The organism is Paraburkholderia sp. MM6662-R1 (assembly GCF_050436245.1).
GTDB lineage: Bacteria > Pseudomonadota > Gammaproteobacteria > Burkholderiales > Burkholderiaceae > Paraburkholderia > Paraburkholderia tuberum.
On sequence record NZ_JBNDLV010000004.1, the window covers coordinates 2,255,560 to 2,280,949 of the forward strand.

A 25,390-nucleotide genomic window follows, 5' to 3' on the forward strand; every position below is an offset into this window, starting at 1 on the left:
GCAAAATGGAGGTAACGGCATGTCCCACGCTACTAGCTTAGGCGATGCAGGAGATAACGGTATTTTCCACCGATTTAAAGAACGCGCGGTCAAGCTCATAGGAATTTTGTTGTACGACGGTTTTTCGCTGCTGGAAGCGGGCACCCTTGCCGAGGTGCTTCATATCGCCAACGAGATTCAGTCTCGCAGTCTGAGAAGAAACGCAACTTACAGCGTCCGTCTGGTCTCTGCCTGCGGTGGGATGATAGCCTGTTCGTCATCCGTTTGCGTTTGGACCGAGCGCCTGGGCGGCCAGCGGTTCCAAGGCTTCGACGCACTGTATATTGCGGGCGGACCCGGCGCAAAGCGTGCAGCCGCCGACGAGGTGCTCATTGGGTTATTGACCATAGCATGTTCGCAGACCGGCGTCGTCAACCCTCTCGGCAACGGCGACTTGCTGCTGGCGGCAGCGGGCATTTCTCGCCGCGATTGGGCTTCGGTCGATCCGGGCATCTGGAGTCCGGAGACGTCTAACGTCGCGGCGTCGACCGAAGGCGGCGATGCGCTGATCAACTCGCTCGCGCTCGTGAAGCGGGACCTCGGATACGACATCGCGACAGCAGTTGCCGATCACTTCACCGTCTCCAAAGATCAGAATTTGACGACCATGCTGAGCACCATGGGAACGAACACGCAGGCGGAAAAGGCACAGGAATCCGCGCGCTGGCTCGAGCGAAATTGCGGACGCCCGGTTTCAATAGGCGACGCGGCTCGTACGGTGGCGATGAGCGAGCGGAACTTCCTGCGTCTGTTCAAGCGCGAGATGGGAGTGACACCGTCGCAATATCTTTTGCGAGCGCGCCTCGATCTCAGTTGTGAACTGTTGGCCAGAAGCGACTTGCCGATAGACAAGATCGCTCGCAGGGTTGGACTGACGAATGGCGAGCGGCTTTCGAAAGTGTTCAGGAGGCAATTCTCGATGTCGGCGACGGAATACCGCTGTCAAAAGAAAAGCGGCGCCACGGCCGATCCTGTGGAGATGTCCGCTTAGGAGCTGGCGAGGCAAAGCTTCGCCGCGAGACAAGGAGCCCTTCGAATCAGTTGGTCGGCATTCAGATTCAAATATTTTCGAGGAGAAACAGATCTTCACGCATCTGTTCGCCTCGGAAGCTCGATGTCCGAGGGCCGCATGAGCGTCATATGAGCCTTGCACAAGGGCTTTTCTCAGGAAGCCGTCGGACCGGCCAAATACCTGCCTTAATCAGTCACGAACGGCACCAGCAAGCTCGCGCAATCTAAATTCAAACCGAGCGCGAGAACCTTTTTCGAGCGCTGCAATCGTTATATCGATGGCCAAGAAACGTGGAGCGAGGAGTGACGAATTCAAACGGTTCCTTGGAACGGCCTATTCGCATGGTCGCGTTTATAGACTATGAACATACCTCAGGTGGGGGTTATCAGCAGGCGAAGAATGCTGCCTTGCTGCTAAAGAGTCTTCCGCCGGAACTTTGCGCGGTTGAGTTTGTGACGACGCGGCGATCCACCATCGATGATCTGCGACGCAGCGGCATTGAGCCTATTTTTTTCCCGGTGCCCCGCTTGCGCGGACTGGCGGCGAGACTCGGTTCAATATATAGCCGTGGAGGCCCGCGCGCGTTTCTGCGGAAACCGGGCAGGATGGCTTCGGTGGACCGCTTGCTTTCGGTGATGCGCGCGGACATTGCGTACTTCACAACGCCGTCCAACCTCGCACTGGCGATTGATCGATTCAACTACCTGTTCACCGTTTGGGATCTGTCCCACCGCGACGACGTCGAGTTTCCCGAAGTCCGGATCAAGCACGAATTCGAGCGTCGAGAATTTTTGTACGGATCTGCCTTGAAGAAGGCCTGCGGCATCTTCGTCGATTCGCAGGCCGGCCGCGAGAAGGTTGTCAGGCGATATGGAGTAGACAGCGAACGCGTGCATTTGATGCCATTCTCGCCAGCCCGCGCGACAGTGCTTTCCGAGGAGGCGTACGTGGAGCACTTCGTCGATGTCAAGACGAAGTACAAAATTCCGCGCGATCTGAAATACGTCTACTATCCCGCGCAGTTCTGGTCGCACAAGAACCATGTGTTTCTGTTGAAGGGACTGCACGCGCTGGAGTCCCGCTATGGCATCCGCGTAGGTGCGGTCTTCACAGGAAGCGATTTCGGCAACATGAGATACGTGCGTTCGGTCGCCGCCGATCTCGGTCTGGGCGAGCGTGTGTTCTTTCTCGGTTTCGTTCCGGACGGCGACGTGCCTTACTTGTATCGCGAGTCGATCGCGTTAGTGATGCCCACATATTTCGGCCCGACCAATCTGCCGCCACTCGAGGCGTTCAGTCTGGGCGTACCGGTCCTTTACCCTGACCTCGAGGCGCTGCGCGAGCAAGTCGGCGACGCGGGACTGCTGGTCGATCTGGCTCGGCCCGACAGCATGGCGGATGCGCTTTTCAGTCTGATCGACCAGCCTGCATTGCGCCAGTTGATGATCGAGCGCGGCACGCGGCGTCTTGCGAGCAACGATGACGCAGCCCGCTTGTCGACGCTAGCGCGGGTGCTCGAACGATATCGCATCCGTGCGGTGTGTTGGGGAGAGGAAGTCTGGATGAATTAGAGTACGGTGAGGTCATAGACGAGACGGGCAAGATCCGCGATTGCAGTGTCCCCGTCCGTATCCGATATTGAACACGCCTTCGGCCCCGTCGGCGTCGAGCAAGGCCAGTGCGGCGGACCCGGGGTCGTCGACGTGCAGGAACTCCCGCTTCGGAGAGCCGGAGCTCCAGACGGAAATCGACTGAACCCCGTTGAGCTTTGCCTCGTGTGCCGTACCTTTATGGGCTGCGGGCAACACTTTGGATAAGTGCATGATGAACCAAAGAAGAGCAGATCAGGTGGTGCGTGTGAGACCACCTTGTACCGCGAGACTCGCTTCAGCCAACGTCATGGCATATTCGGTCAACCCGTCTAGTGACCCTGGAACTGCTCCTATGCTTGCAGACGCGTGAGGTCGTTCTCTCTTCATCAAGCGGGGCCCCTATGTGGGAGAGCAGGAGAAAGTGCGTTTCACGGCGAACCGATAACCGATGAATCGAATTGGCGATGCCGGGAAGTACGTGTTCGACGCAAGACCAGAGGGGTGGATGATGGAAGACGCGGTGAGTTCTGAAGACGCAATGGCAGCGGCGATCGCAGAAGGGTCGCTCGGGCACGCCTGTCGGCGCATCGTCCCGGTCATTCTCGCAGGTGGATCGGGCACGCGCCTCTGGCCGATGTCGCGTGAGCAGTTTCCAAAGCAGTTGATCGATGTGGTCGGACGGGATTCATTGCTGCAGGCTACCGTCACACGGATGGAGGGTTTCGTCGGCGGCTTCGACGTCGACACTCAGCCGATTATCGTGTGTGGGGAGGAACACCGGTTCCAGACAGAAGAGCAGGTGCGGGCGTGCGGCGTCTGCGCGAAGATTATCGTCGAGCCTGCGCGGCGCGATACGGCGCCGGCGCTCACGCTCGCGGCGCTCGCAGCCGTTAATCAGGATGACGACGCGATCATGGTGGTGATGCCGTCTGACCATTCCATCTCAGACATTCCGGCGCTGCATCGTGCGATCGCAATTGCCGCTGAATATGCCGAACACTCCATGATCGTGACGCTCGGCGTTGCGCCCACACGGCCGGATACCGGCTTTGGCTACATCCGAATCGGCGACGCCCTCGAAAACGGCGCACATCTGATCGACCGCTTCGTCGAAAAGCCCACGACCGAACTCGCCGCGCAGTACGTCGCTGCAGGCACCTACTGGTGGAACAGCGGCATCTTCATCGTGCGAGCGGGCGTGTGGCTCGAAGCGCTAGCCAAGCTCAACGGCGACATGCATGCGGCCTGCACCGCGGCGTTCGCGGAAGGCAAGGCGGACGACAACTTCATTCGTCCTTGCCCGTTTCAGTTCGGCCGTGTGCCAGCGGATTCCATCGACTATGCGGTAATGGAGCACATCGGCGCGGCCGGCTCGCCTTGCAAAGGCGTGGTTGTGCCATTGGCGGCGGGATGGTCGGACCTTGGATCCTGGGATGCCGTGTGGGAAGCGATGGAGAAGGACGGGCTCGGCAACGTCGCGAGCGGGCGTGTCGTTTTCGAAGGCGCGACCTCGAGCTATGTGCGCGCCGAGGGCGGGCGGCTGGTTGCATGCGTTGGCACCTCCAACGTAGTCGTCGTCGACACGGACGACGCCGTGCTCGTCGCCGACCGCTCACACGCGCAGGACATCAAGACGCTGGTGGCGCGCTTTCGCGAGCAGCGCGCGCCTGAAGCCGAGACGCACCGAAAGGTGCGCCGTCCGTGGGGCTTCTACGATGCGATCGAGCGCGGCGAGCGGTTTCAGGTGAAGCGCATCGTGGTTGCGCCAGGCGCTCGCCTGTCATTGCAGATGCACCACCATCGCGCCGAGCACTGGGTCGTCGTGCGCGGCACCGCGCTCGTGACACGGGGCGAGGACCAGTTTCTTCTTTCAGAAAACCAATCGACCTTCATTCCGCTCGGCGTGCAGCATCGGTTGGAGAATCCGGGCAAAGTGCAGCTCGAAATCATCGAGGTTCAATCGGGCAGTTATCTCGGCGAGGACGATATTGTGCGCCTGGACGACTGCTACGGCCGAATTTGACCCTCGGTTGATGCGCACGTGAGACACCAACGTCTCGCCAACTTCTATCCGCCGGTGTCATGCCGGCCTCATCCTTTATGCGCGCTGCGCCGGACACTGCGATCCGGGAGATCTGCCCCATCTGATTATCGGTTACGTTCAGCAACCGTCGGCCCTCCGGGCACATCACACTCCAACCTCGCGAATGTCGAACTGCGTGCCATCCGGCTGGTTTCGGCTTCAGCCCTGAATCAGCGGGAGCCTGAGCAAAGCGTCGACCTTTCTGACGACGCTCCCGGCGTTGGCCAGCGCCTTTGAGGCCGATTTCACCGACGTGCCGTACCCGGCGGCCGTCCAGTTTCCCCTTGATGCCCAAGCGCACGCGACAGATTGCCCACCTCGCGCTTGAGCAACTCCGCGAACTGCGCGACGCGCTCATCGGTTACGCGCACGCTCGGCCCGAAGATGCACACCGAACCTGCCACCTGGTTCGCGCCGTTGAAGAACGGCGCGGCTACCGCGACTGCGCCGGCGATCAGCTCGTGATGGCTGGTACCGAAGCCTCGTGCGCGGACCGCGTCGAGATCGGCGGCTAGCGCCGCGACGTCCTGATCCGGATCGGTCAGATAGCGCCGCAGATCGTCCTCCGACAGCGGCATCTGCGAAAGAATCGTGCGGCCGCTCGCGCCGAGCACGAGCTTCTCGCGATAGCCGACCCCGCGCCGGAAACTCAGCGGCTGCGGACTTTCCAGTTCGGCCACGCAGATCCGGTACGTCCCCTCCGGCACGAACAACGCGACCGTCTCCGATGTCGCTTCCCAAAGCTCGCGCAGCATCGGCTGCGCGAGCTGCGCGATCGTATTGTTCGCCATCCACGCGTGCGCGAGTTGCGCGACCGAACTGCCAAGCCTGAAGCGTTGCGGCTCGCCCGACGAGGCGAGAAAGCCGTTCTGTTCGAGCGTATTCAGCAGGCGGTACAGCGTCGGTCGGCTCAGGTCCACGCGGGTCAGCAGCTCCGCGACGGTCAATTCTTTGTCCCCGGGTCGGAACGCCAGAAGAATTTCTAGCGCCCGTTCTACGGCCCGCACGTTTTCGTGCGGCTTTTTTTCTTCCATTTGAAATTTCCTTTCTGCGGCGGTCCGCGTCGATTGCACATTGTAGTGAAAGTCCCTAGCCGCAAGAACTTGACGTCGATCAATCTGTCCGTACAATGAGACTACATTCTCATACAACGGACAACAGGATTCGGAGGAATGATGGACAAGAACATGTCGGAAACTCTGGTTCGCACTGGCCCAGGCACGGCGATGGGCAATCTGATGCGCCGCTACTGGGTGCCGGTGCTCCTCGCCAGCGAAATCGCAGAGCCTGATTGCCCGCCGGTTCGCGTGCAGATCCTCGGCGAAAAGCTGCTCGCTTTTCGCGATTCCGACGGCCAGCCGGCGCTGATCGACGAGTTCTGCTCGCACCGCGGCGTGTCGCTGTACTTCGGCCGCAATGAAGAGAACGGCATCCGCTGCTCGTATCACGGTCTGAAATTCGACCGCAACGGCAACTGCGTGGAAGTGCCGTCCGCGCCGCAGGCGTGCAAGCACATGGGCATCACCGCGTATCCGTGCATCGAACGCGCGGGCATCGTGTGGGCGTACATGGGGCCGAAGGACCGCCAGCCGGCGCCGCCGGATCTCGAGTGGTGCAATCTGCCGGAGAGCCACGTGTTCGTCTCGAAGCGGCTGCAGGAATCGAACTACCTGCAGGCGATGGAAGGCGGCATCGACACGAGTCACGTGTCGTATGTACACCGCTACGAAGTCGACGAGGACCCGATGCACCAGGGCACGAAGGCACTCGACTACATCAAGGCGGACGGCAACGTGATCTTCGAGATCGAGAAGCAGCCGTTCGGCCTCACGCTGTTCGGCCGCCGCAACGGCGAGCCGGATTCGTACTACTGGCGCGTCACGCAGTGGCTGTTCCCGTGGTACACGCTGATCCCGCCGTTCGGCGATCACTCGCTCGCGGGCCACGTATGGGTGCCGATCGACGATCACACCTGCTGGGCGTGGAGCATCAACTTCCGCCCGGACCGTCCGCTCGACGAGCAGGAACTGGCCGACCTGAACGCCGGCAAGGGCATTCATTGTGAGTACGAGGAGGGTGGCACGTTCCGGCCAAAAGCGAACAAGGACAACGACTACCTGATCGACCGCCAGGCTCAGAAGGAAAAGCGCGCGTACTCGGGCGTGTTCGGCTTCGCGATGCAGGACGCGTCGCTGCAGGAAAGCATGGGTCCGATCCAGGATCACAGCAAGGAAAAGCTGCTGCCGACCGACCGCGCGATCGTGATGGCCCGCCGCATGATGTACGAGGCGGCGACGGCGCTGGTGCCCGACACCGATCCGCCCGCGATCGACGCCGACCAGCAGCGCGTACGTGCTGCCGGCGTGCTGCTGCCGCGCGATCAGAAGCCGCAGGAATGGGCGGTGATCCATCTGCTCGACGGCAAGGACCAGCCGATCTACTCGATCTGATGCACGGCGGAGCCGGACTTCGGTCCGGCTGCGCGTGTCGTCGTCTGGTCCGACTGGACCTTCTGCCCATTCCGCAAAAGGAGGCCGGCTGCGCGCCGGCATGCAATGCAGCAACGTAAAAGACTCGAGGACAAGGTCGCGCTGATCACCGGAGGCGGAGGCGGCATCGGTGCCGCGACCGCGCGCGTGTTCTGCGCGGAGGGCGCCGCGGTGGTGCTGGTCGATGCGAACCCGGAGGCGCTCACGCGCGTCGCCGACGAACTGAAGGCGGCTGATCCGTCCGCGCGTGTCGAGACGTTCGCGGCCGACGTGTCTCACGACGCCGATGCGGTGCGCGCGGCGCAACTCGCCGCCGATTCGTTCGGCCGGCTCGACGTGCTGGTGAACAACGCGGCGATGCGCAACTACAGCGCGCTCGCCGACGCGACGCCGGCCGAGTGGCAGGCGATGGTGTCGGTCAATCTGGTCGGCACATCCAACTATTGCAGGGCAGCGCTGCCGTTCCTGCGTCGCGCGGGCCGCGCGAGCATCGTCAACGTGTCGTCGTGCTACGCGGTGACCGGCCGCAAGGGCATGGGCCTGTACGACGCGACCAAGGCCGGCATGCTCGCGATGACCCGCACACTCGCGTTCGAGGAGACCGCGAACGGCGTGCGCGTGAACGCGGTGTGCCCGGGTTCGACGCTGACCGAATTCCACATGAACCGGGCCATTGCATCGGGCAAAAGCGTCGAAGTGCTGAAGACGCAACGCCAGGACACGTCGTTGATCGGCCGTTGGGCGTCGCCCGAAGAGATCGCATGGCCGATCCTGTGGTTCGCGAGCGACGAGGCTTCGTACATAACCGGCACGACGCTGATGGTCGACGGCGGCCTGTCGGCGATGTGAGCGGAGGAGGTGGCATGAACATGACCGATTCCACGCTGATGGTGCGTGTCGCCGCACGACGCGACGAAGCCGACGGGATTGCCGGCTTCGAGTTCGTCGACATCGACGGCCGCGACCTTCCGCCGTTCGAGGCGGGCGCGCACATCGACGTCTACGTGCCCGGTGGGCCGGTGCGGCAGTACTCGCTGTGCAACGCGTCTCGCGAGCGTCACCGGTATCAGATCGCGGTGTTGCGCGCCGCCGATTCGCGCGGCGGATCGCAGCGCATGCACGACGCGGTAAACGAAGGCGACGCGATTCATATCGGCGTGCCACGCAATCACTTTCCGCTCGCCCGGCATGACGCGAAGCCGCTATTGCTCGCGGGCGGCATTGGCGTGACGCCGATTCTCTGCATGGCGGAGCAGCTGGCGGCAATGGGCGCGGCGTTCGAAATGCGTTACTGCGCGCGCTCGAAGAGCCGTGCGGCGTTCGTCGAGCGAATCGCCGCGTCGTCGTGGGCGGACAACGTGCAATACCACTTCGACGACGCGCACGGCATGCTCGATCTGAATGCACTGCTGACGGACGCCGGCGCGGACCGGCATCTATATGTGTGCGGTCCGCAGGGCTTCATGAACGCGGTGCTCGACACGGCCCGCTCGCTCGGCTGGAGTGACGAGCGTCTGCATTACGAATACTTCGCGGCGGCGCAGCCGTCGGGTGATGGCGCGTCGTTCGACGTGCGGCTCGCGCGCTCGGACCGCGTCGTGTCGATTGCGGCCGATTGCACGGTCACCCAGGCGCTCGCGGCGGCGGGCGTCGACGTGCCGGTGTCGTGCGAGCAGGGCATTTGCGGCACCTGCGTCACGCGGGTGCTCGAAGGCGAACCTGACCACCGCGACCTGTTCCTGTCGCCAGAAGAGCAGGCCCGCAACGATCAGTTCCTGCCGTGCTGTTCACGCGCGAAGTCGAGGGTGCTCGTACTCGATCTGTAACCGTAATCGCCGGCCCGGCCGCCAGGCGCGGTCGGCGCCATCCATCAGAAAGAAAACGGGCGGCCCCGCTGGCACGCCCGGCATCGGAGGAGTCATGGAGAAGAATCTGGCGTCGTCGGAGGGTATGCCCGCGAGCGTCTGGACCGGGAACGATGCGAGGGCGGCGAGTAGCGCCGACACGAGCCCGTATCGCTGGGTCGCGCTGTTCATCGTCTGGGCCGCGTTTCTGCTCAGCTATGTGGTCCGCGTTGCATGGAGTACGGTAGCCGCGCCGGTCGGCGCGTCGCTCGGCATCGGCGTGTCGATGCTCGGTGCGTTCGTGACCGCGTTTTACGCGGGCTATGTGATCGCGAACGTGGTTGGCGGCATGCTGACCGATCTGCTCGGCGGTCGCGTGATGCTCACGCTTGCGCTGCTGCCGCTCGGCGTGCTCACGTTCACGTTCGGCTATACGCATTCGCTCGCATTCGGCATCGTGATTCAGGCCGCGATGGGTTTCGCGGCGGGCGCCGACTACTCGGCCGGCATGAAGATCATTCCCGCATGGTTCACGCGCGACCGTGGCCGCGCAATGGGCCTCTACACGACCGCTACGTCGCTCGCCGTCGTGATTGCGAACGCGGTCGTGCCGTCGTTCTCCGCGCGGCACGGCTGGTCGAACGCATTCCATATGCTCGGCATCGTCACGTTCGCGTGGGGCATCGTCACGTTGCTGCTGCTGAAGAACCGGCCTTCGAACGAAGCGAAGCCCGCGCGCAACAGCCTCCAGGAAATGCTCGGCCTGTTGCGCAACCGTAACCTGATCGCGCTGTCGATCGCGGGATGCGGCGGGTTGTGGGCGACCGTCGGCTTCGGTGCATGGGGCAACGCACTGATGACGCGCCAATACGGCATTGCGCCGATCGTCGCCGGATCGATCGTCGCCTCGTTCGGCATTGGCGCGGTGATCGCGAAGCCGACGCTCGGCTGGATCTCCGACCTGCCTGGTGTGTCGCGGCGGATGATGTCGATCGGCTGCCTGATCGCCTTCGCGATCGCGCTGCTGGTGTTCGGCTACTGCTCGACGGTGCATCAGTTCTATCTGGTCGCGCCGATTCTCGGTGCGTTCTCGTTCGGCTATCTGCCGGTGCTGATGGCTCAGGTCAGCGACGCATCGGGCAAGCGTCTCGCGGGCGCGAGCGCCGGCTGGACCAATGCTATCTGGCAGTCCGGCAGCGCGGTGTCGCCGATGGTGGTCGGCTCGCTGTATGGCGCGAGCCATTCGTTCATGCTCGCGCTCCTCACACTCGCGATCGGACCCGCTATCGCGGTCATCGCGATGTTCTTCGTCAACCCGCATATCGCACGCGAATGACCGATTCTCCGGTAGCCGACGCGGCCCCGCGCCGGCTACCGCAACGACAGAGGTCGGACGATAACTAATCCGCATCACAAAACAACTCACTTTCCAGCAGGAGACACATGGTGAAGCACAACCCTCTCGCCAGGCCGTCGAAGGTCCTTTTTGCATGTGGTATTGGTATCGGCATCAGCGGCGCGGCGCATGCGCAGTCGTCGGTCACGCTCTATGGCATCGTCGACTCGGGGGTGACCTACGTGACTCACGCTGTCACGTCGCAGGGATCGTCGGGCACGCAGGTCGCTCTCGGCACCGGCAACCGGCTGAATTCGCGGTGGGGTTTCACGGGCAAGGAAGATCTCGGCGGCGGACTGCGGGCGATTTTCACGCTCGAATCGGGCATGTCGATGAACACCGGTGCCCTGCAGCAAGGAGGGCGGCTGTTCGGCCGGCAGGCGTTCGTCGGACTCGAATCGGACCGCTACGGCGCGATGATGCTCGGCCGGCAGATGACGCCGATGTATCGCTACTTCCTCGCGCTCGACCCGCTCGGTTATTCGAGTTACGGCCTTTCCGCGCAGGACGCGCAGTTCGTCGGTCGCGCGGATAACGCGGTGTCGTATCTCGGCCATGTGGGACCATTCGAGCTGAATGCGCTCTACAGCCTCGGCTACGACGCAGTCACCTACAACGTGCCGGTGGCTGGCTCGTTCCGCGTCGGCAAGCAGTACGACATCGGCGGACGCTATGTGCAGGGGCCGCTGAATCTGACGTTCGTGTACGAGCAGCGGCAAGGCTCGGCCATTGCGTCATCGGGCGACAGCGAGCGCCGCTACGTGGCCGGCGGTTCGTATCAGATCGGCAAGGCGACGCTGTACGGCGGCTACGAATTGCTGCTGAACGACGTCCGGTCGACGCTCGCGGCATCGCCGCCGCAGTCGATGGCGTTCGCGGGCGTGCGCTACAGGGTGGCGCCGGCGCTCGACCTCGCAGCCGCGACTTACTACCACGCGTATCGCCAGGTCGACGCGCACGCATTGAGCACCGGTGTCAACGCGGACTACTGGCTGTCGAAGCGCACGGCGCTGTACACCGACATCACGTATGTGATCAACAGCTCGAAGGCCGCGCTGAGTGCGACGGGGTGGGCGACTTCGGTCGCGACGACCACCGTGAAGACCGGCGCGAACCAGCTCGCTGTTGCGGTCGGCGTGCTGCACAAGTTCTGACTTGACGCTGCAAAGAGGGCGACCGAGGCCGCCCTCTCAATCGCTCAGTGCGTCGCGATGATCGCGCCGCCCTTTCGCCGACGCGTAATACCGCTGCAAGGCGTCGGTCGAGCGCGCGCCCAACGCGCGGATCTGGGCGTGCCAGTCGGTTTCCACTGGCCACTCACCGGCGATCACGCGCGGATAGATCTGCCGTGCGTAGCGATGCAGTGCCTTCGCGCCGATGTTGCCGCTGACGCCAAGCAACGCATGCAAGCTCGCGTGCGTCGCCTTGATATCGACGGCCGCGCTGTTGCCTGCGAGGCGCACGACGAGCGAGCGAATCTGTTCGATGCCGTTCAGGAACGATTCGTCAAGCAGATCGAGCGAGACCAGTTCCTTGAGGTGTGCTTCGTCGAGCAGGCTTTCTTCAGCGATGGCGGCGGCCGCGGGCGCGTTCGCAGTGGGGGGCAATGCCACCGGCGTCGCCGCAAAATCCGTTTGCGCGGCTCCGCCCGCGGTTTCCGTGATTCGTTGCGGAGCGTCCGCAACCAGCGCGCCGCGTGTGCCGAACTGCCGCGCGAGACATGCGTACAGCGAGCCGGCCTGCACCGGCTTGATCAACACCTCGTTCACCCCGGCGGCAACGCAGGCCTGCACCGCTTCGGCATCGGTGTGACTGGTCAGCGCAATGATAGGCAGCGTCGCGTAGGCATCGGTGCGCGCGCGAATCGACTTCGTCGTCTCGATGCCGTTCATGCCCGGCATGTTCACGTCCATCAGGATCGCGTCGATGAAGCCGTCTTCGTGCAGTTTGGTCAGCACCGCCTGACCGTGGTCGGCCTCGACGACGCTCGCGCCGCAGCGCTCCAGATACGCCTTCGCGACAAGCCGGCTGTAGGTGTCGTCGTCGGCGATCACAAAGGTTCTGCCGGCGAAGACATCGGGCAGTTCGCCCGGCTGATGATGCGCACCGTTGTCGAAGAGGGTCTGCAACGCGGTGAGCAGCTCCTGCACACTCGACGTCTTGCTGATGATCTCGTCCATGCCGGCGCGCCGCGCGCGCAGTCGCACCGCGATGCCCGGTTCGGCGGTATAGGCGGCGATCAGCACGTTGCGGTTCGGGCAGTCTCTGTCGGCGCGGAGGCGCTCGGTCGTCGTGTAGCCGTCCATCGCGGGCATGCTGATGTCCATCAACACGAGGTCGTAGAGCGGCGCGCGCCGCAACGTGGCGAGCGCAAGCTCGCCGCCCGACGCTTCGCTGACATAGGCGCCGGCCTGCGTCAGCACGCGGCGGGTGCGGGCGCGCAGCGTGTCGTCGTCGTCGACGACGAGCACGCGCTTGCCCTTGAACGCCGGCATCGCCCGTTCGAACAGGCGCCGCTCGTGCTCCTCGACCTCGTCGGCCGCTACCGGTGGAAAGCGCAGCGTGAACGCGGTGAACTTGCCGAGTCCCGATTCGCAGTCGATGCTGCCGCCGAACGCGCGCATCGCGCGCTGGCAGTACGCGAGCCCGAGCCCGGTGCCGCCAGAGTTGCCGGCCGTGCGAAACGGCTCGAACAGATGCTGCAGGATCTCCGGCGCGATGCCGGGGCCGGTGTCGCGTACGATCACCGAGTCGCGGTCGACGGTCAATGTGAGCGTCGCCTGCGGATACGCGACGATGTGATGCAGCGCGTTCTTGATCAGGTTGAACAACGTGAACAGATAGACCGTCTCGTCGACCTTGAACACGAAGTCGCGCCTGACGACGACGCTCACCTTCGCGCGTTCCTTGTCGTTGTCGAAGCCGTATTCGGCGAGCGCCTTGCGCGTGGTCGCGCCAGCATGGAGGTAGCTGAGACTATCCGGGCGGATCGATTTCGCGGCGACTTCGTCAAGCGTCATCGCGATGATGCGCAGGCCGCGCTCGATCGACAATTGCCCCTGCGCGAGGTGGTTGTACATCAGCGAGGCCGTGCCGTCGGTCAGCGTCGGCGCCGCGCCCGCTTCGGTCGCCGCGGGCAGCGCTTCCTCGACGCGGTCGAGCACGTGCCGCAACTGGCTCAGCGGATTGCGCATCTCGTGCGCGATGGACCCCGCGAGCGCCTGCAACGCGCGGTTCTTTTCGACGAAGATGCGTCCCTTGCTGATCGCATGACTGAACGCCATGCTGCACAGCACGACCACCGGCAGCAACGCGAGGTTGGACTTGTCCTGCGCGCTGAGAACGACCGGCGTCGGCGCGCTCAACACGCCGGCGAGCCCGCCGGAAAACACGCCAATACCGATGCACGTTATCAGCAGCAGGGGGTTGTCGATACACAGCGCCAGAATGAAGATCATCATGACCTCGGTCATCATCCACATCGTGGAGAAACCGTTTCTGACGGTCAGGAACGTGCAGACGAACGGCAGCACGTAAATCAGACAGCAATGCCAGTAGATCAGCAGCGCAGGATTGTAGCGCCTCGGCCAGCGCGCCTGGAACAGCAGGGGGACGCAGACGGCCGCCGCGCTGAGCCGCAGCAGCAGGTTGTCGTAAGGCTGCGGAAGGATGTAGGTCCAGACGACGTAATAGATGGGGTGACACAGGAGGCCGAGTGCGCCTCCCCATCGAATTGCGAACCTGCTTCGTTCCAGCATATCCCGCATGCTTTCGCGCGGTATCGCCATCAGGCCTCCGAGCTCATTAGGAACCCATCATTTCATGCGTATTGAATTGCTGTGATTCGACGACTTCGGCGAGCGAATCGCCGTTCTTGCCGTGAAACGGTCCGACCGAAAAGCCATACTTCTTCAGCAGACCATGAGTATAAGAGACCGACCACACGGGCGGGCTGCCAATGATGAAATCGGAGGCGATACCTTCCTGCCATGCCGAATAGCCTTCGGCGAAGCAGGTATAGCAGTCGCGGGTGGATGGCAGCCTGAACGGGAACGCGGTGTCGAGTCCGGCGGGCCCGCGCGCGAAGCATTCAATATAGAGCGTATGACCGCGAGAAGCGAGTTCCGCTGCGACGCTTGCCGCGCGCGGATGCGAGTCGTCGATCCAGAATTGCGCGCGTTTGAGATCGGCGGCGCTCAGGTAAGGCACGCTCGTGCTGCTCGCGAGAATCGCGCCGTCGAAGTCCGGCAGCGGCGTGTCCGGGCTGAACGTATGCACCGAGACTTTCGATTTGCCAAGCAGGTCCGACGCGAGCAGATCGTTCGCCTGATCGATCAGCAGGTTGATCTTGTCGGGCAGATCGATCAGCACCAGCTCCTTCGGCGCATCCTTGTAGAGCAGATACTTCGCGACCGTCGTGCCGAGCCGGCCGGCCGCGCCGAACAGCGCGAGCTTCGTGTTGCCGAGCTCGAGGTCGAGCTGTTCGCAGCAATGCATCGCCCAGTCCTTCAGCATCGCCGCGGTCGCCGCGTGGCCCGTCGTGATGTGAGGCGGCTTGACCGGCCGGGGCAGCGCGCCGTAGTTGCACGCGTAGGGCGTCGACGCGCCCATCGCGACCATGTTCAAGCCCGCCTTTCGGGCGAGCTCGAGCGCCGGAAAGAATTGCGTCTCGCGAAAGCGCTTGATGCCGCGCGGGCTGCCGAGCCACATTTCGAGCGGCACCGGGCAGGCGATATTCGCGCCGATCACCTGCGCGCCCGAATAGATCGGCGATGCGATGAAAGGCCTGGTTTTCCACAACTCCTCTTCGAACGATTCGCTTCGTTCGCGAACGTTGTGAAAAGAAAATGAAAGGGTTTCCCAATCGGTCGCGTGGAACAGAAAGCCGACTCCCCCCTGACGGGCCGGCAGGCTATCCCGGATCTGTTCCGGGTGAATTTCGTGCTTGAGCGCAAGCGGTGCACTATTCCGATGCAAAAGAAGTCCGGTTGGCTCGTTTGAAACAGGCGACACGTCTTTAAGGAGAGCGGTTTTCATTGGTTTTTCCGTGGTTTTGATTAGACGCTGGAAAAGTCAGCGCGCTGCGTGGCCAGCCGGTTGGACCGGCGACCCTTCAACTCTAGAGAAATCCACACCGATATGCCCGTCTGTTCGTGCACACAGCATTCACGAGCGGTCCATGACGGGTTGCCCGCCGGGTGGAGGTCGGCTTTGGGCAAACTTTTGAAAGGATTACGGCAGAAGTTTCGATGTATTAGGGCGCGTCGTGGGCCGTCATCGAATGGAAAAGGGCCGCTCGGCGGCCCTTTGCTTGCATGCCGGGCGAATTCCGGATTAGCGTGTGATGCTATAGCCGATTCGCGCAATCCAGCGATGCTGGTTGTAGTCGAGAATGTCCTCGCCATAACCGCTGAAGAAGCCGAGCCACAGATAACCGCCCCAGCGGCTATTGATCAGCTTCGCCAATGGATAGGTGAACTGCGTATCGACGCTGCCCTTGCCGCCTTGCGTTCCTTTGCGCAGCGTCGTGTCCAATTGCGCGCCGTCGGGGCTGCCGTAGATGAACCGCAGGTCCACATAGCCGCGGTAGTCGGCGATGTCGTGGTTCTCGCCGGCGATGTGCGTATAGTAATAAATCTTCGGCTGGATGGTCAGATGGTAGCTGTGGATGTCGCCGAAATCCCAGATCGGCTTGAGGAACACATAGTCGACGCCGCGCGATTCCGGACCGTCGCGTCCATTCGATTCGTGTTCGTAGCCGGCCATCACGCCCATTCTGCTCCACCACGTGCTCTTCCAGCCGGTGTCTTCGAGGTAATAAAAGAGTGCCGGCATATAGCTGGTGTCGCGGAACGGCGCCGAGTACTTCTTGAGATCCCACAGCGAGGTTTGCGTATAGGCGAAGTACAGGTTGTCCGCGAAACCACGCGAGCGCGGGTCGTCCGGAACGACGAGGCGGAACTTGAAGCTGAGCTGGAATTTCGCGAGGGACTCGCTACCGCCGCCATCGGCGAAATACATCGGTTCGAAGGCGGAGAAGCGGCTCAGGAAAGTGTTGATTTGCGGCACGGGCGCATCCGGTCGTGATGGCGCGGGCGACGACGCGATCAGGCTCGTCGACGACGGTGCGCCGCTCGCGGTGCCCGCCGCCGTTGCTCCATTGGCGCTCCCGGCCGACGCGAGCGCCGCGTCCTTGCCGGAGCGCGGCGGACGCGTCAGCAGCACGTACGATGGCGACACGTCGAGATCCGGCACGTCGATCTGCATCGCGCCGCGCGCCCATTCGGGCCACGTGCCGGTATAGCGCACTGCCTTCAGTTCGCCGGCGGCGAGCTTCAGATGCTCGGGTGCGCCGCTTTCGCGCGTGAGCGCGAGCCGATGCGGTACCACGTCGGTATTGCTGATCGCGATATTCAATTGCGCCGGCACGTCGACTTCGGTGCCGCCGGGTTGATCGCCGGCATAGACGATCGTCACTTCGAGTGGACTGCTCGATAGCGCTTCGCGCGGCGGACGCAATACGGATACGCCGGCGACGCTATACGCGGAGTAGCTGCCGAGCACCAGCGCAGTCATGCAAAGCGATAACCAGGGGAGAAGCCTGGAAAGCGAGCTGGAAACCGAGCCGGAAAGCGGACTCGAAGATAATCGGGAAACACGCGAGCGGTGGCTGCGAACGGCGGACTGGCGGTCTTTCTTCACGCGAGACATCGATCGATTCCGCACACGAAGCTCCTGGTGGTCTACGAGAGTTCAGGTCGCAAAGAGACGATAGCGTTAATGCGTGCAATTGGGTAGAAAATCGCGGCCGCCGTGTTTTATTGCGGAAATGGCGACGCATGCCGGTTCCCGCTATCTGGCATTCTGCTCATTCTGCCAGTGCGATTACGGATTGCGTGAGTGGAAAAATGAATTAGGAGCGCTATCGGTGCAAATAGCGGGGGGAAGTGGGGATAATGCCGGTGTGTCGTTGCATTTGCGCAACGAAGACTTAAATGTCAAATCGATTGTCATTCGCGACCCGGTGTATCCCCGCGGTCGCCTCAGTCATTTCCGTTATGGCAATTGCGCGTCAATTGGCGATTCGCTTTCGTGACAATTCGTTGCGCGGCCAATGCGGCGACTGAATGCTTTCTTCAATAGGCGAATTTCCGGTATTGCTCCGGCGCGCTTGCATTGTCGAGTTCGCTCACGCGCGGCATATGGCGCAGCAGGCGTTCCGCCCGTGGCGCCAATTGCTGATAGACGGCGCCGGGTACGTCGATGTGGACTTCCGAAGCGGCCCACGGTTGTCTCCTTTATCGAATCGTCGAGTTGGGGATGCCTGAGATGCCTGAAGTTGCCTGGATGTGCAGCTCATTGCCTCGGCGAGACCAGCAGCGACACCGGCACGCCGTGACAATCGACCTCCGCGAGAACCGTCGCGCCGAGCTCGGCGCCCGACCTGGTGGGCGCGTCGAACGGGCTCGCGCCGCGATCGATGCGCAAAATGTTCAGCGGCCAGGAGGGCCGCGTCAGCCGCTCGTGCGCGAACGCGCCGACCCAAAGCGGCGCCGCGGAGGTGCCGTTGTCGACCGCGTAGCCGCTCGGCCAGAAGCGAAGCACGTAGCGTTCCTCGCGCGAATTGCCCGGTCGCATGAAGACCAGCGACGACGGCACGCCATTGTTCAGCTTCGGCAGCACCGGCAGCGACACCGCCGCGACGTCGGGCGAAGCGAGCGACAGCAGGCTGTGCGCGGACACGTCGGTGCCCTCGACCCAGCCCTGCGCGCGCAACTGCTCGCGTATCGAAGCGGGCTCGGAGACCCATTGCAGCGTCAGCGGCTCCTTGCGATCGCCGCCCATGTCGGAGCGAAAGCACGGCAGCCGCTTCCACCCGGAGAGCTTCCACTGCGTCTGCGTGAACTGCACGGGGGGTGGTTGCGGCGCGCCGTCCGGCGGCGTCGGCATTGCGAGGCCGAGCTGCAGGCCGACACTGAGCGCTACGACCGCGAGCACCACGAGCGGCATGAAACGGCGCGGCGGCGGCGGCCGCGGATGCCGCCAGATCGCCGTCAGCGCAATCAGCGCGACCCACACAGACGCGAGCGCCGCGCCGCCGATCGCGTCGGACACCCAGTAGCGGCCGAAGTAGACGCCCGCGAGCGCGACCACGATCACGACGATGATGCTGGCGCCGGCAACCAGCACGCCTCCGAGCTTGCCGATCCGGCGCGCCAGCAGAAACGCGAGAAAGCCGTAGATGATCACCGTCGCGGCGACGTGATTGCTCGGAAACACGAAGTGGCCACTCATGAGTTCGTTGGGCGGGGCGCGGCGCATCGCGAGTTGCAGGCCGAGAATCAGCAGCTGCGAAAACACGACCGCCGCGAGCCAGTAGACGATCGTGCGCCAGCGCCGCTCCCACACCATCCACAGGGCGACCGTGACGACCAGCGCGAACAGTGTGATGCCGCTGCCGAGCGTCGCGAGCGCCGCGAGCAACGTGTCGCCCCACGGCGTGCGTATCGATTGCAGAAAGTGATAAACGGACAGGTCGATGGTCGTCAGCGGATCGCCGCTGACGACGTCCTCAAGGACCCCGAAGAAAAGCGCGCCGGCCACCAGCACGATCAGCGACGTCGCGAGCAGGTGGGTCGCATCGGGCGTGTCGGGGTCGAGCATGCGGCGCGCGATGCGGCCGAGCGGACCCGGATGGCGGCATGCCCAGCTGCCGAGATGACGGCCTGCCGCGCTCGACCAGGCATTCGCGTGTGACACCAGAAACCCAGCGCCGCGAAAGCTGAGCCACACGATGCACGCCAGCATCGCGATGATCACGACGAGCCGGAACGACACCGCCCCCGCGAGCAGCACCGACGCGCCGAACACGACGCCGGGCAGGATGTGCGCGGGCGCCCACAGCAGCGCGGAGAGCACGTTGATCGAGAGGAAGCGCAGCGGCCGCATGCCCATCATGCCCGCGACGACCGGCACGATCGCCCGCAGCGGGCCGATGAAGCGGGCGAGCACGACGCTCTTCGCGCCATGCTTCAGAAAGAAGCGCTGGCCCGCGTCGAGTACGCCGGGGTGTGCGCGGAACGGCCACAGAGTGACGATGCGCTCCCTGTAGCGAGCGCCGAGCCAGAAGCTGGCGCCGTCGCCGGCGACCGCGCCGACGATCGCCCACACGAAGACCCAGGCGAGGCTCAGCGAGCCGGTGCCCGTCACCGCGCCGGCGAGGAACATCGCGGTGCTGCCGGGGACGAAGGTGCCGATGACCGCGATCGCTTCGAAAAAAGCGGCGAGGAAAACGACCGCGAGCATCCACGTCGAGTGGCCGGCGAGCAGATGCAAAAGGTGGATGTAGGCGTGCTCCATCGTGCGATCGGCCGTTCGGGCGTAACGATCGATCATAACGCGCACGGACACGCCGTGGGCGCGGGCGGGAGCGGCGCCGCTGCATCGGTCGCGCGATCGGCTCAGAATAGATATCGTGCTCGGCGGATCGATGCGGTTGGAGGGTAGCGATGAAGACAGCAACAGGTGGGATCGTGTGGTCGGCGTTGCTTGCGGCGCTGTTGACGGTGGGGGCCGCTGCAACGGTAGAGGCCCAGCAACCGGGCAATCCTGGCGGCAGCCAAAACGGCACTCGTGCGGGCACGAACGCGGGCACCAGCGGGGGCAGCGGGGGCAGCGGCAATGCGGCTGTCGGCGGCGCGATGGGCATCGGTACCGGCGTCAGTCCGAGTGCCATGCCGGTGCCCGGCATGTCGGCGGGCGGCTCGTATGGGCTCGGCTCGGGTGGCGCGACCGGCTCGGGCGCCGCGCTCAACAACATGCGCGCGAACGGCACGGCGCTCTATATGAATCCCGACCCACGCGCGCCGAACGTGACCGGCCGCGCGGCGCCGCCGCGCTAGTGTGGCGCGGATAGAATGCAGGTCCGATCCGACCAAAGGGGAAGCGAATGGCGCACGGCGAGCACAAGTACCACGTATCGGTGAAATGGACCGGCAACCGCGGCAGCGGCACCTCCGGCTACCGCGACTACGACCGCGATCACGTGATTTCTTCCGGCGGCAAGTCCGACATTCCGGGCTCGTCGGATCCGGCGTTTCTCGGCGACGCGACGCGCTGGAATCCCGAGGACCTGCTGGTCGCGTCGGCGAGCGCGTGTCACAAGCTGTGGTATCTGCATCTGTGCTCGGAGGCGGGCATCGTCGTGCTCGACTATCGCGACGACGCCGAAGGCACGATGCTCGATACCGCGCAGGAAGGCCGCTTTTCCCAGATCGTGCTGCGCCCGCGCGTGACGATCCGCGCGAGCGGCGATGTCGAACTGGCCACGCATCTGCATCACGTCGCGCATCAGAAGTGCTACGTCGCGAACTCCGTCAATTTTCCGATTCTCTGCGAGCCGGTGGTGGAGACGGACGCGCGTTAACGCGCATGCGGCGGCGCGAAGCGTGCGAGCCGGCTGGCGAGCGGGGCGCCGGCCAGACGCTCGCTAGCGCTCAACGATTGCCGTCGAGCAGATCGCCGAGCAGTTCGTCGAACGCGGCTTGTGCGTCTTCGAGTTCCTGCAGCGCGGCGTCGAAAGTCTGCAGCGCAAATTGCGAGGGCTTGCCGCTGCCTGCCGGCGGGAATTGCGATTGCAGCGACGCGAACGCGGTCTGCACCCGCATCGTGGCGGTCAACACGCGTTCCATTGCGGCGGTTTCTTCGGCTCGCGCCTTGTCGTGATCCATGGGAACTCCGGGGTCGTCGGGTTGCGTCGGAACGGCTCGTGCCGCTTCAAAAGGGGACTAAAGGGGGGACTATGCCACGTTCGCGCTCAGGACAGCGGCAGACCGCCAAACGCTTTCACTTCGCGCAACGATAAGGCCGATTCCACCGACGTCACGCCCGGCAGGCCGCGCAGTTCGTCGCGCATGAACGTGCCGTAGTCGTCGAGGTCGCGCGCGACGATCTGCAGGATGTAGTCGGCGCTGCCCGACACGTTGTGGCACGACAGGATCCGCGGGATCGCCTGCACCTCGCGCTCGAAGCGCGTGGCCACCACGCGGTCGTGCACCGCGAAGCGCACGAGCACGAACGCGATCACGCCCAGACCGAGCCCGGCGCGCGACAGCACCGCGCGGTAGCGGTCGATGTAACCATCGTTCTCCAGACGTTTCAGACGCCGCGCGCAAGGCGTCTCGCTGAGGCCGACCATCTCGGCCAGACGCGCATTCGACATGCGGCCGTCGTTTTGCAGCGCGGCGAGAATCGCGCGGTCGGTTTTGTCGAGATCGTCCGTGGACATGGTCGGAAGGGGGCTGCCGGGTGGTGGAAGGCGTCGCCAGATGTCGAAATATTAGCGCATTCCGCTATTTTTTGAATGCAGAGGACTGAAAGGCGCCAGCAAACGCTCCGCATCCGATAGCAACATGGAGCCTCGAACAACAAGGAGGCTCCGATGATTTCCGCTCACCTGCTGGCCGTCTACGTGGCGGCATTGATTGTCGTTTATGCGGTGCCTGGGCCGGACATGGCGCTGATCCTGCAAACCAGCATCGCGCGCGGCGTGCGCAGCGGCTTTGCGGCCGCGGCGGGGCTCGGCGTATCGCGCGCGACGCACGTGACGCTGTCGGCGTGCGGCATGGCGGCGCTGCTGCGCAACGCGCCGTGGCTGTACGACGCGGTGCGCTATGCCGGCGCCGTCTATCTCGCGTGGGTGGGGATACAAATCTTCCGCTCGCCCGGGTTCGCATTGCCGGCCGGGTCGCGCGACAAGCAAGCGGCCGGCGCGCCGCGAGTGGAATCCACTGCTTCGAGCGATGCGGGCAATGCGGTGCGGCCGTTGCGGACCGCGTTCGTCAAAGGTCTGCTGACGAACCTGCTCAACCCGAAGGCGCTACTGTTCTGCTCGGTGCTGTTGCCGCAATTCGCGCGGCCGGAAGCGGGGCCGGTAGCGTGGCAGATGATCGAGCTTGGTGTCGTGCTGCTCGTGATCGGCGCATGCTTCGACGCGTTGTATGCGATCGGCGCTGCGCGCATCGCCAACTGGATGCGCGTCCATCCTTTGGCGCAGACCGTACAACGGTGGACCTTCTCGGCTGCCTTGATCGGCTTCGCGCTGCGGCTTTCGCTGGATTGAAACTCGGAGCTGGCTTTTGCATTCGTCGCGCGTGCGCATACAGCCGATGCAAAGGCCGCGGTGCCAGGCGATTGGGTTAATAAAGCCGATAGCGCAGCGTGCCGCGCGCACGCGCGGCGACACAACCACCTTCTCACGCTCATCGATGCAAACCTTCCTGCTGTATGTCGTGACCGCTGTCGCCGAGATTCTCGGCTGTTACCTGCCGTGGCGCTGGCTTGCGTGGCTGTGGGTCGTGGACGAGGTGCGGCCCACGCTGTGGGACGCGGCAGGCGTCGCGCTGACGCTGGCCGGCATGGCGGTGATCGCATTCCAGCCGCGCCTGCACACGTGCGGGCGGCCGCGCGACCGACGACCCGCCGGCTCCGTTTACTGCTGCATCCCGCCCAGATAGTCGAGCTTACCGAGCTCGACACCGTTATGACGCAGGATGTCATACGCGGTCGTCACGTGGAAATAGAAGTTCGGCAGCACGAAACCGAACAGATATGACGCTCCGGTGAACTCGATCGAACCCGTCCGCATTTTCAGCGTGATGGTGCGGCTTTCCGAACCGTCGATCCGCGCCGCGTTGAATTCCTTCAGGTAATCGATCGTTTTCTGGATACGGGCCTGCAGTTCATCGAAAGTCTGCTCGACGTCGTCGAACTTCGGCGGCTCGACGCCGGCGAGGCGCGCCGCGCAACCCTTCGCGGTATCGCTCGCGATATACACCTGGCGCACGAACGGCAGCATGTCCGGCGCGAGCCGGGCATTCGTGAACACCGACGGTTCGATCTGCTTTGCGGCCGCGTGCGCCTCGGCCTTGCCCAGGATGGCCTGGAGGTTCGTGAGGCCGCGAATCAGCACAGGCAGTGATGCTTGATACATCGAAATTGACATGGGTTCCTCTGATTTCTCGATCGTGCGCGCAGGCGGCGCGCGCGGCAATGAAACGGCGGGAATGCCGCTTGAGCATCATAGCGTGTCGCATCCACGCCGCGCATTAGACCCTGGCCATGCGGACGACTGTCGCGCTGGCCGGAACTGTGTTCGAATGCTTTGGTCGGACGCGTGGACGAAGTTCTTGAACAACCCCTGCCGCGTATCGCCACGATGCGCTTCATGCAGGCGCGTGGCGTGCCTGGCCGCCGCCGGGCCGCGCGGTCGTGCATGACCGCGTGCGAAGCCACGCTAACAGGAGAGTCGATACATGGTCACCAAGCATCCATTGCCGGGCAGCGAGCGAAAGGTCGCGCAGGGCACGACGGTCATCGGGCAATGCGATCCCGCCGAGCGGATCGAGGTCTTCGTGATGCTGCGCCGCCAGCAGCAGGCGCAGTTCGACGCCTTGATGAAACGCATCGAAGCCGGCGACGCGAGCGTGAAGCCGCTGTCGCGCGAGGCGCTCGCCCAGGACTACGGCGCCGCGCCCGATGACATCGCGAAGGTCCGCGCGTTCGCGGCCGCGCATGGGCTCACCGTCGCGCGCGAGGATCCGGCGGCGCGCTCGGTGCTGCTGAGCGGCACGATCGCGCAATTCCAGAGCGCGTTCGAGGTCAAGCTCGAGCTCTACCGGCATCACGCGGCCGGACAGTTCCGTGGCCGCACCGGCACGATCAGCGTGCCGGACGATCTGCATGGCGTCGTGGAGGCGGTGCTCGGACTCGACAACCGGCCGCAGGCGCGTCCGCACTTTCGCATCCGGCCGCCGTTCGTGCCGGCGCGCGCCGGGCAGACGTCGTACTCGCCGCCGCAGCTCGCCTCGCTCTACCAGTTTCCGCAAGGCGACGGCGGCGGTCAGTGCGTCGGCATCATCGAGCTCGGCGGCGGCTACAACACGTCGGACCTCAAGACCTATTTCTCGAGCCTCGGCGTAAGCGAGCCGACCGTGACCCCGGTCGGCGTCGATCAGGCTGGCAACGAGCCGAGCGGCGATCCGAACGGGCCGGACGGCGAGGTCACGCTCGACATCGAGATCGTCGGCGCCATCGTGCCGGGCGCGGCCATCGCCGTGTACTTCACGCAGAACAGCGACGCCGGCTTCATCGACGCGGTGAGCCGCGCGGTGCACGACACAACTAACAAGCCGTCGGTGATCTCGATCAGTTGGGGGGCGCCGGAATCAGTGTGGACCGGCCAGTCGATGCAGGCGCTCAACAGCGTACTGCAATCGGCGGCGGCGCTCGGCGTGACCATCTGCGCGGCCTCGGGCGACAGCGGATCGAGCGACGGCTCGGGCGGCGGCGACGCGGTCGACTTCCCGGCGTCGAGCCCGTATGTGCTCGCTTGCGGCGGCACGCACCTGAGCTCGTCCGGTTCGGCGATCACGCGCGAGGTCGTGTGGAACGACGGCGAGCAGGGGGGGGCCAGCGGCGGCGGCGTGAGCAGCGCGTTTCCGGTGCCGGCGTGGCAGCAGGGTTTGTCGGTCACGGCGACGGGCGGCGGCGGCCAGCCGCTCGGCGGGCGCGGCGTGCCGGATGTCGCGGGCGATGCCTCGCCGTTGACCGGCTACGACGTGCTGGTCGACGGAATGCAAACGGTGGTGGGGGGCACCAGCGCGGTCGCGCCGCTGTGGGCGGCGCTGATCGCGCGCATCAACGCGGCGAAGGGACAGCCGGCCGGCTTCGTCAACGCTAAGCTGTACAAGGCGCCGGGCGTCTGCAACGACATCACACAGGGCAACAACGGCAGCTTCGCGGCGTCGAAGGGGTGGGATGCCTGCACGGGACTGGGCAGCCCCAATGGCGGGAAGGTGGCGGGCGCACTATAGTCTGCAACGCAGCGCATAACACAACAACGAGACGTAAGATCGAGGACGCATGGCAATTAAAA

At 64.1% G+C, this 25,390-nt stretch carries 21 protein-coding genes and 1 pseudogene; 13 read left to right on the top strand and 9 right to left on the bottom strand.

The window, feature by feature from the left end; translation table 11 throughout:
* Positions 1-19 precede the first annotated feature (19 nt).
* Both OKW39_RS40270 and OKW39_RS40275 read left to right on the top strand, forming a co-directional pair.
* Positions 20-1,030 carry a GlxA family transcriptional regulator gene (locus OKW39_RS40270; RefSeq protein ID WP_090806262.1) on the top strand — a complete coding sequence of 337 codons (1,011 nt, stop codon included), beginning with the start codon at positions 20-22 and terminating at the stop codon, positions 1,028-1,030.
* Positions 1,031-1,353: 323 nt separating this feature from the next.
* Positions 1,354-2,622, top strand: a complete 1,269-nt coding sequence (locus tag OKW39_RS40275) for a glycosyltransferase family 4 protein (RefSeq protein ID WP_429565195.1) — start codon at positions 1,354-1,356, stop codon at positions 2,620-2,622.
* A gap of 12 nt (positions 2,623-2,634) precedes the next feature.
* Here OKW39_RS40275 and OKW39_RS40280 read toward each other — a convergent pair whose 3' ends face one another.
* Positions 2,635-2,874, bottom strand: a complete 240-nt coding sequence (locus OKW39_RS40280) for an NAD-dependent epimerase/dehydratase family protein (protein WP_429334067.1) — start codon at positions 2,872-2,874, stop codon at positions 2,635-2,637.
* Between the two features lie 307 nt (positions 2,875-3,181).
* Here OKW39_RS40280 and OKW39_RS40285 point away from each other — a divergent pair, with 307 nt between their 5' ends.
* Positions 3,182-4,666, top strand: coding sequence for a mannose-1-phosphate guanylyltransferase/mannose-6-phosphate isomerase (locus tag OKW39_RS40285; protein ID WP_429365571.1), 1,485 nt, complete (start codon positions 3,182-3,184; stop codon positions 4,664-4,666).
* A gap of 305 nt (positions 4,667-4,971) precedes the next feature.
* On the opposite strand, the gene OKW39_RS40290 is transcribed toward OKW39_RS40285, so the two are convergent.
* Positions 4,972-5,760: an IclR family transcriptional regulator gene (locus OKW39_RS40290; protein ID WP_429446517.1), complete on the bottom strand. Its 789-nt coding sequence runs from the start codon at positions 5,758-5,760 to the stop codon at positions 4,972-4,974.
* A gap of 141 nt (positions 5,761-5,901) precedes the next feature.
* Here OKW39_RS40290 and OKW39_RS40295 point away from each other — a divergent pair, with 141 nt between their 5' ends.
* The 5 genes from OKW39_RS40295 (at position 5,902) to OKW39_RS40315 (ending at position 11,609) form a co-directional block, all read left to right on the top strand.
* The gene (locus OKW39_RS40295) at positions 5,902-7,176 is read left to right on the top strand and encodes a Rieske 2Fe-2S domain-containing protein (RefSeq protein ID WP_429565497.1); all 1,275 of its coding nucleotides are present in this window, start codon (positions 5,902-5,904) and stop codon (positions 7,174-7,176) included.
* A 105-nt stretch (positions 7,177-7,281) separates the two neighbouring features.
* The gene (locus OKW39_RS40300; protein WP_090806258.1) at positions 7,282-8,064 is read left to right on the top strand and encodes an SDR family NAD(P)-dependent oxidoreductase; all 783 of its coding nucleotides are present in this window, start codon (positions 7,282-7,284) and stop codon (positions 8,062-8,064) included.
* A gap of 14 nt (positions 8,065-8,078) precedes the next feature.
* Entirely contained in the window at positions 8,079-9,041 is a 963-nt protein-coding gene (locus OKW39_RS40305) for a PDR/VanB family oxidoreductase (protein ID WP_429565196.1), read from the top strand.
* A 94-nt stretch (positions 9,042-9,135) separates the two neighbouring features.
* Positions 9,136-10,395: an MFS transporter gene (locus OKW39_RS40310; protein WP_429365278.1), complete on the top strand. Its 1,260-nt coding sequence runs from the start codon at positions 9,136-9,138 to the stop codon at positions 10,393-10,395.
* 107 nt (positions 10,396-10,502) lie between these two features.
* A complete protein-coding gene (locus OKW39_RS40315) occupies positions 10,503-11,609 on the top strand; it encodes a porin (RefSeq protein WP_429565197.1) in 1,107 nt (368 codons plus the stop codon).
* Between the two features lie 36 nt (positions 11,610-11,645).
* On the opposite strand, the gene OKW39_RS40320 is transcribed toward OKW39_RS40315, so the two are convergent.
* The 4 genes from OKW39_RS40320 to OKW39_RS40335 form a co-directional block, all read right to left on the bottom strand.
* A complete protein-coding gene (locus OKW39_RS40320; protein ID WP_429565198.1) occupies positions 11,646-14,243 on the bottom strand; it encodes an ATP-binding response regulator in 2,598 nt (865 codons plus the stop codon).
* Positions 14,244-14,259: 16 nt separating this feature from the next.
* On the bottom strand, positions 14,260-15,492 hold the full coding sequence (locus tag OKW39_RS40325) for a hypothetical protein (protein WP_429565199.1): 1,233 nt from the start codon (positions 15,490-15,492) through the stop codon (positions 14,260-14,262).
* Positions 15,493-15,789: 297 nt separating this feature from the next.
* Entirely contained in the window at positions 15,790-17,031 is a 1,242-nt protein-coding gene (locus tag OKW39_RS40330) for a phospholipase A (protein WP_184068068.1), read from the bottom strand.
* Between the two features lie 780 nt (positions 17,032-17,811).
* On the bottom strand, positions 17,812-19,815 hold the full coding sequence (locus OKW39_RS40335; protein ID WP_429565498.1) for a VTT domain-containing protein: 2,004 nt from the start codon (positions 19,813-19,815) through the stop codon (positions 17,812-17,814).
* Positions 19,816-19,964: 149 nt separating this feature from the next.
* On the opposite strand from OKW39_RS40335, the gene OKW39_RS40340 reads away from it, so the two are divergent.
* Together OKW39_RS40340 and OKW39_RS40345 are read left to right on the top strand one after the other, a co-directional pair.
* A complete protein-coding gene (locus OKW39_RS40340) occupies positions 19,965-20,357 on the top strand; it encodes a hypothetical protein (RefSeq protein ID WP_429334063.1) in 393 nt (130 codons plus the stop codon).
* Positions 20,358-20,404: 47 nt separating this feature from the next.
* Complete coding sequence (locus tag OKW39_RS40345) at positions 20,405-20,881, top strand: OsmC family protein (RefSeq protein WP_429565200.1); 477 nt, start codon at positions 20,405-20,407, stop codon at positions 20,879-20,881.
* 70 nt (positions 20,882-20,951) lie between these two features.
* Here the strand turns inward: OKW39_RS40345 and OKW39_RS40350 are convergent, their stop codons facing one another.
* Positions 20,952-21,185, bottom strand: a complete 234-nt coding sequence (locus OKW39_RS40350; RefSeq protein ID WP_090806236.1) for a hypothetical protein — start codon at positions 21,183-21,185, stop codon at positions 20,952-20,954.
* An 86-nt stretch (positions 21,186-21,271) separates the two neighbouring features.
* Positions 21,272-21,742 (bottom strand): Lrp/AsnC family transcriptional regulator, encoded by a 471-nt coding sequence (locus tag OKW39_RS40355; protein WP_018425024.1) that lies wholly within the window; start codon positions 21,740-21,742, stop codon positions 21,272-21,274.
* 153 nt (positions 21,743-21,895) lie between these two features.
* Between OKW39_RS40355 and OKW39_RS40360 the strand changes: the two genes are divergently transcribed.
* Both OKW39_RS40360 and OKW39_RS40365 read left to right on the top strand, forming a co-directional pair.
* Positions 21,896-22,576: a LysE family translocator gene (locus OKW39_RS40360; RefSeq protein WP_429365284.1), complete on the top strand. Its 681-nt coding sequence runs from the start codon at positions 21,896-21,898 to the stop codon at positions 22,574-22,576.
* A 145-nt stretch (positions 22,577-22,721) separates the two neighbouring features.
* A pseudogene (locus OKW39_RS40365) lies at positions 22,722-22,901 on the top strand (YnfA family protein); the annotation flags it as partial.
* 44 nt (positions 22,902-22,945) lie between these two features.
* On the opposite strand, the gene OKW39_RS40370 reads toward OKW39_RS40365, so the two are convergent.
* On the bottom strand, positions 22,946-23,458 hold the full coding sequence (locus tag OKW39_RS40370) for a DUF1993 domain-containing protein (RefSeq protein WP_429565201.1): 513 nt from the start codon (positions 23,456-23,458) through the stop codon (positions 22,946-22,948).
* A gap of 310 nt (positions 23,459-23,768) precedes the next feature.
* Here OKW39_RS40370 and OKW39_RS40375 point away from each other — a divergent pair, with 310 nt between their 5' ends.
* Positions 23,769-25,328 (top strand): S53 family peptidase, encoded by a 1,560-nt coding sequence (locus OKW39_RS40375; protein WP_429565202.1) that lies wholly within the window; start codon positions 23,769-23,771, stop codon positions 25,326-25,328.
* Positions 25,329-25,390 lie beyond the last annotated feature (62 nt).

What these genes read in the sequence shown, in the direction of transcription:
- OKW39_RS40270 (WP_090806262.1), top strand. Translation starts at nt 20, where the DNA reads ATGTCCCACGCTACTAGCTTAGGCGATGCAGGAGATAACGGTATTTTC.
- OKW39_RS40280 (WP_429334067.1), bottom strand. Translation starts at nt 2,874, where the DNA reads ATGCACTTATCCAAAGTGTTGCCCGCAGCCCATAAAGGTACGGCACAC.
- OKW39_RS40285 (WP_429365571.1), top strand. Translation starts at nt 3,182, where the DNA reads ATGGCAGCGGCGATCGCAGAAGGGTCGCTCGGGCACGCCTGTCGGCGC.
- OKW39_RS40290 (WP_429446517.1), bottom strand. Translation starts at nt 5,760, where the DNA reads ATGGAAGAAAAAAAGCCGCACGAAAACGTGCGGGCCGTAGAACGGGCG.
- OKW39_RS40295 (WP_429565497.1), top strand. Translation starts at nt 5,902, where the DNA reads ATGGACAAGAACATGTCGGAAACTCTGGTTCGCACTGGCCCAGGCACG.
- OKW39_RS40300 (WP_090806258.1), top strand. Translation starts at nt 7,282, where the DNA reads ATGCAGCAACGTAAAAGACTCGAGGACAAGGTCGCGCTGATCACCGGA.
- OKW39_RS40305 (WP_429565196.1), top strand. Translation starts at nt 8,079, where the DNA reads ATGAACATGACCGATTCCACGCTGATGGTGCGTGTCGCCGCACGACGC.
- OKW39_RS40310 (WP_429365278.1), top strand. Translation starts at nt 9,136, where the DNA reads ATGGAGAAGAATCTGGCGTCGTCGGAGGGTATGCCCGCGAGCGTCTGG.
- OKW39_RS40315 (WP_429565197.1), top strand. Translation starts at nt 10,503, where the DNA reads ATGGTGAAGCACAACCCTCTCGCCAGGCCGTCGAAGGTCCTTTTTGCA.
- OKW39_RS40320 (WP_429565198.1), bottom strand. Translation starts at nt 14,243, where the DNA reads ATGGCGATACCGCGCGAAAGCATGCGGGATATGCTGGAACGAAGCAGG.
- OKW39_RS40325 (WP_429565199.1), bottom strand. Translation starts at nt 15,492, where the DNA reads ATGAAAACCGCTCTCCTTAAAGACGTGTCGCCTGTTTCAAACGAGCCA.
- OKW39_RS40330 (WP_184068068.1), bottom strand. Translation starts at nt 17,031, where the DNA reads ATGACTGCGCTGGTGCTCGGCAGCTACTCCGCGTATAGCGTCGCCGGC.
- OKW39_RS40335 (WP_429565498.1), bottom strand. Translation starts at nt 19,815, where the DNA reads ATGGAGCACGCCTACATCCACCTTTTGCATCTGCTCGCCGGCCACTCG.
- OKW39_RS40340 (WP_429334063.1), top strand. Translation starts at nt 19,965, where the DNA reads ATGAAGACAGCAACAGGTGGGATCGTGTGGTCGGCGTTGCTTGCGGCG.
- OKW39_RS40345 (WP_429565200.1), top strand. Translation starts at nt 20,405, where the DNA reads ATGGCGCACGGCGAGCACAAGTACCACGTATCGGTGAAATGGACCGGC.
- OKW39_RS40350 (WP_090806236.1), bottom strand. Translation starts at nt 21,185, where the DNA reads ATGGATCACGACAAGGCGCGAGCCGAAGAAACCGCCGCAATGGAACGC.
- OKW39_RS40355 (WP_018425024.1), bottom strand. Translation starts at nt 21,742, where the DNA reads ATGTCCACGGACGATCTCGACAAAACCGACCGCGCGATTCTCGCCGCG.
- OKW39_RS40360 (WP_429365284.1), top strand. Translation starts at nt 21,896, where the DNA reads ATGATTTCCGCTCACCTGCTGGCCGTCTACGTGGCGGCATTGATTGTC.
- OKW39_RS40370 (WP_429565201.1), bottom strand. Translation starts at nt 23,458, where the DNA reads ATGTCAATTTCGATGTATCAAGCATCACTGCCTGTGCTGATTCGCGGC.
- OKW39_RS40375 (WP_429565202.1), top strand. Translation starts at nt 23,769, where the DNA reads ATGGTCACCAAGCATCCATTGCCGGGCAGCGAGCGAAAGGTCGCGCAG.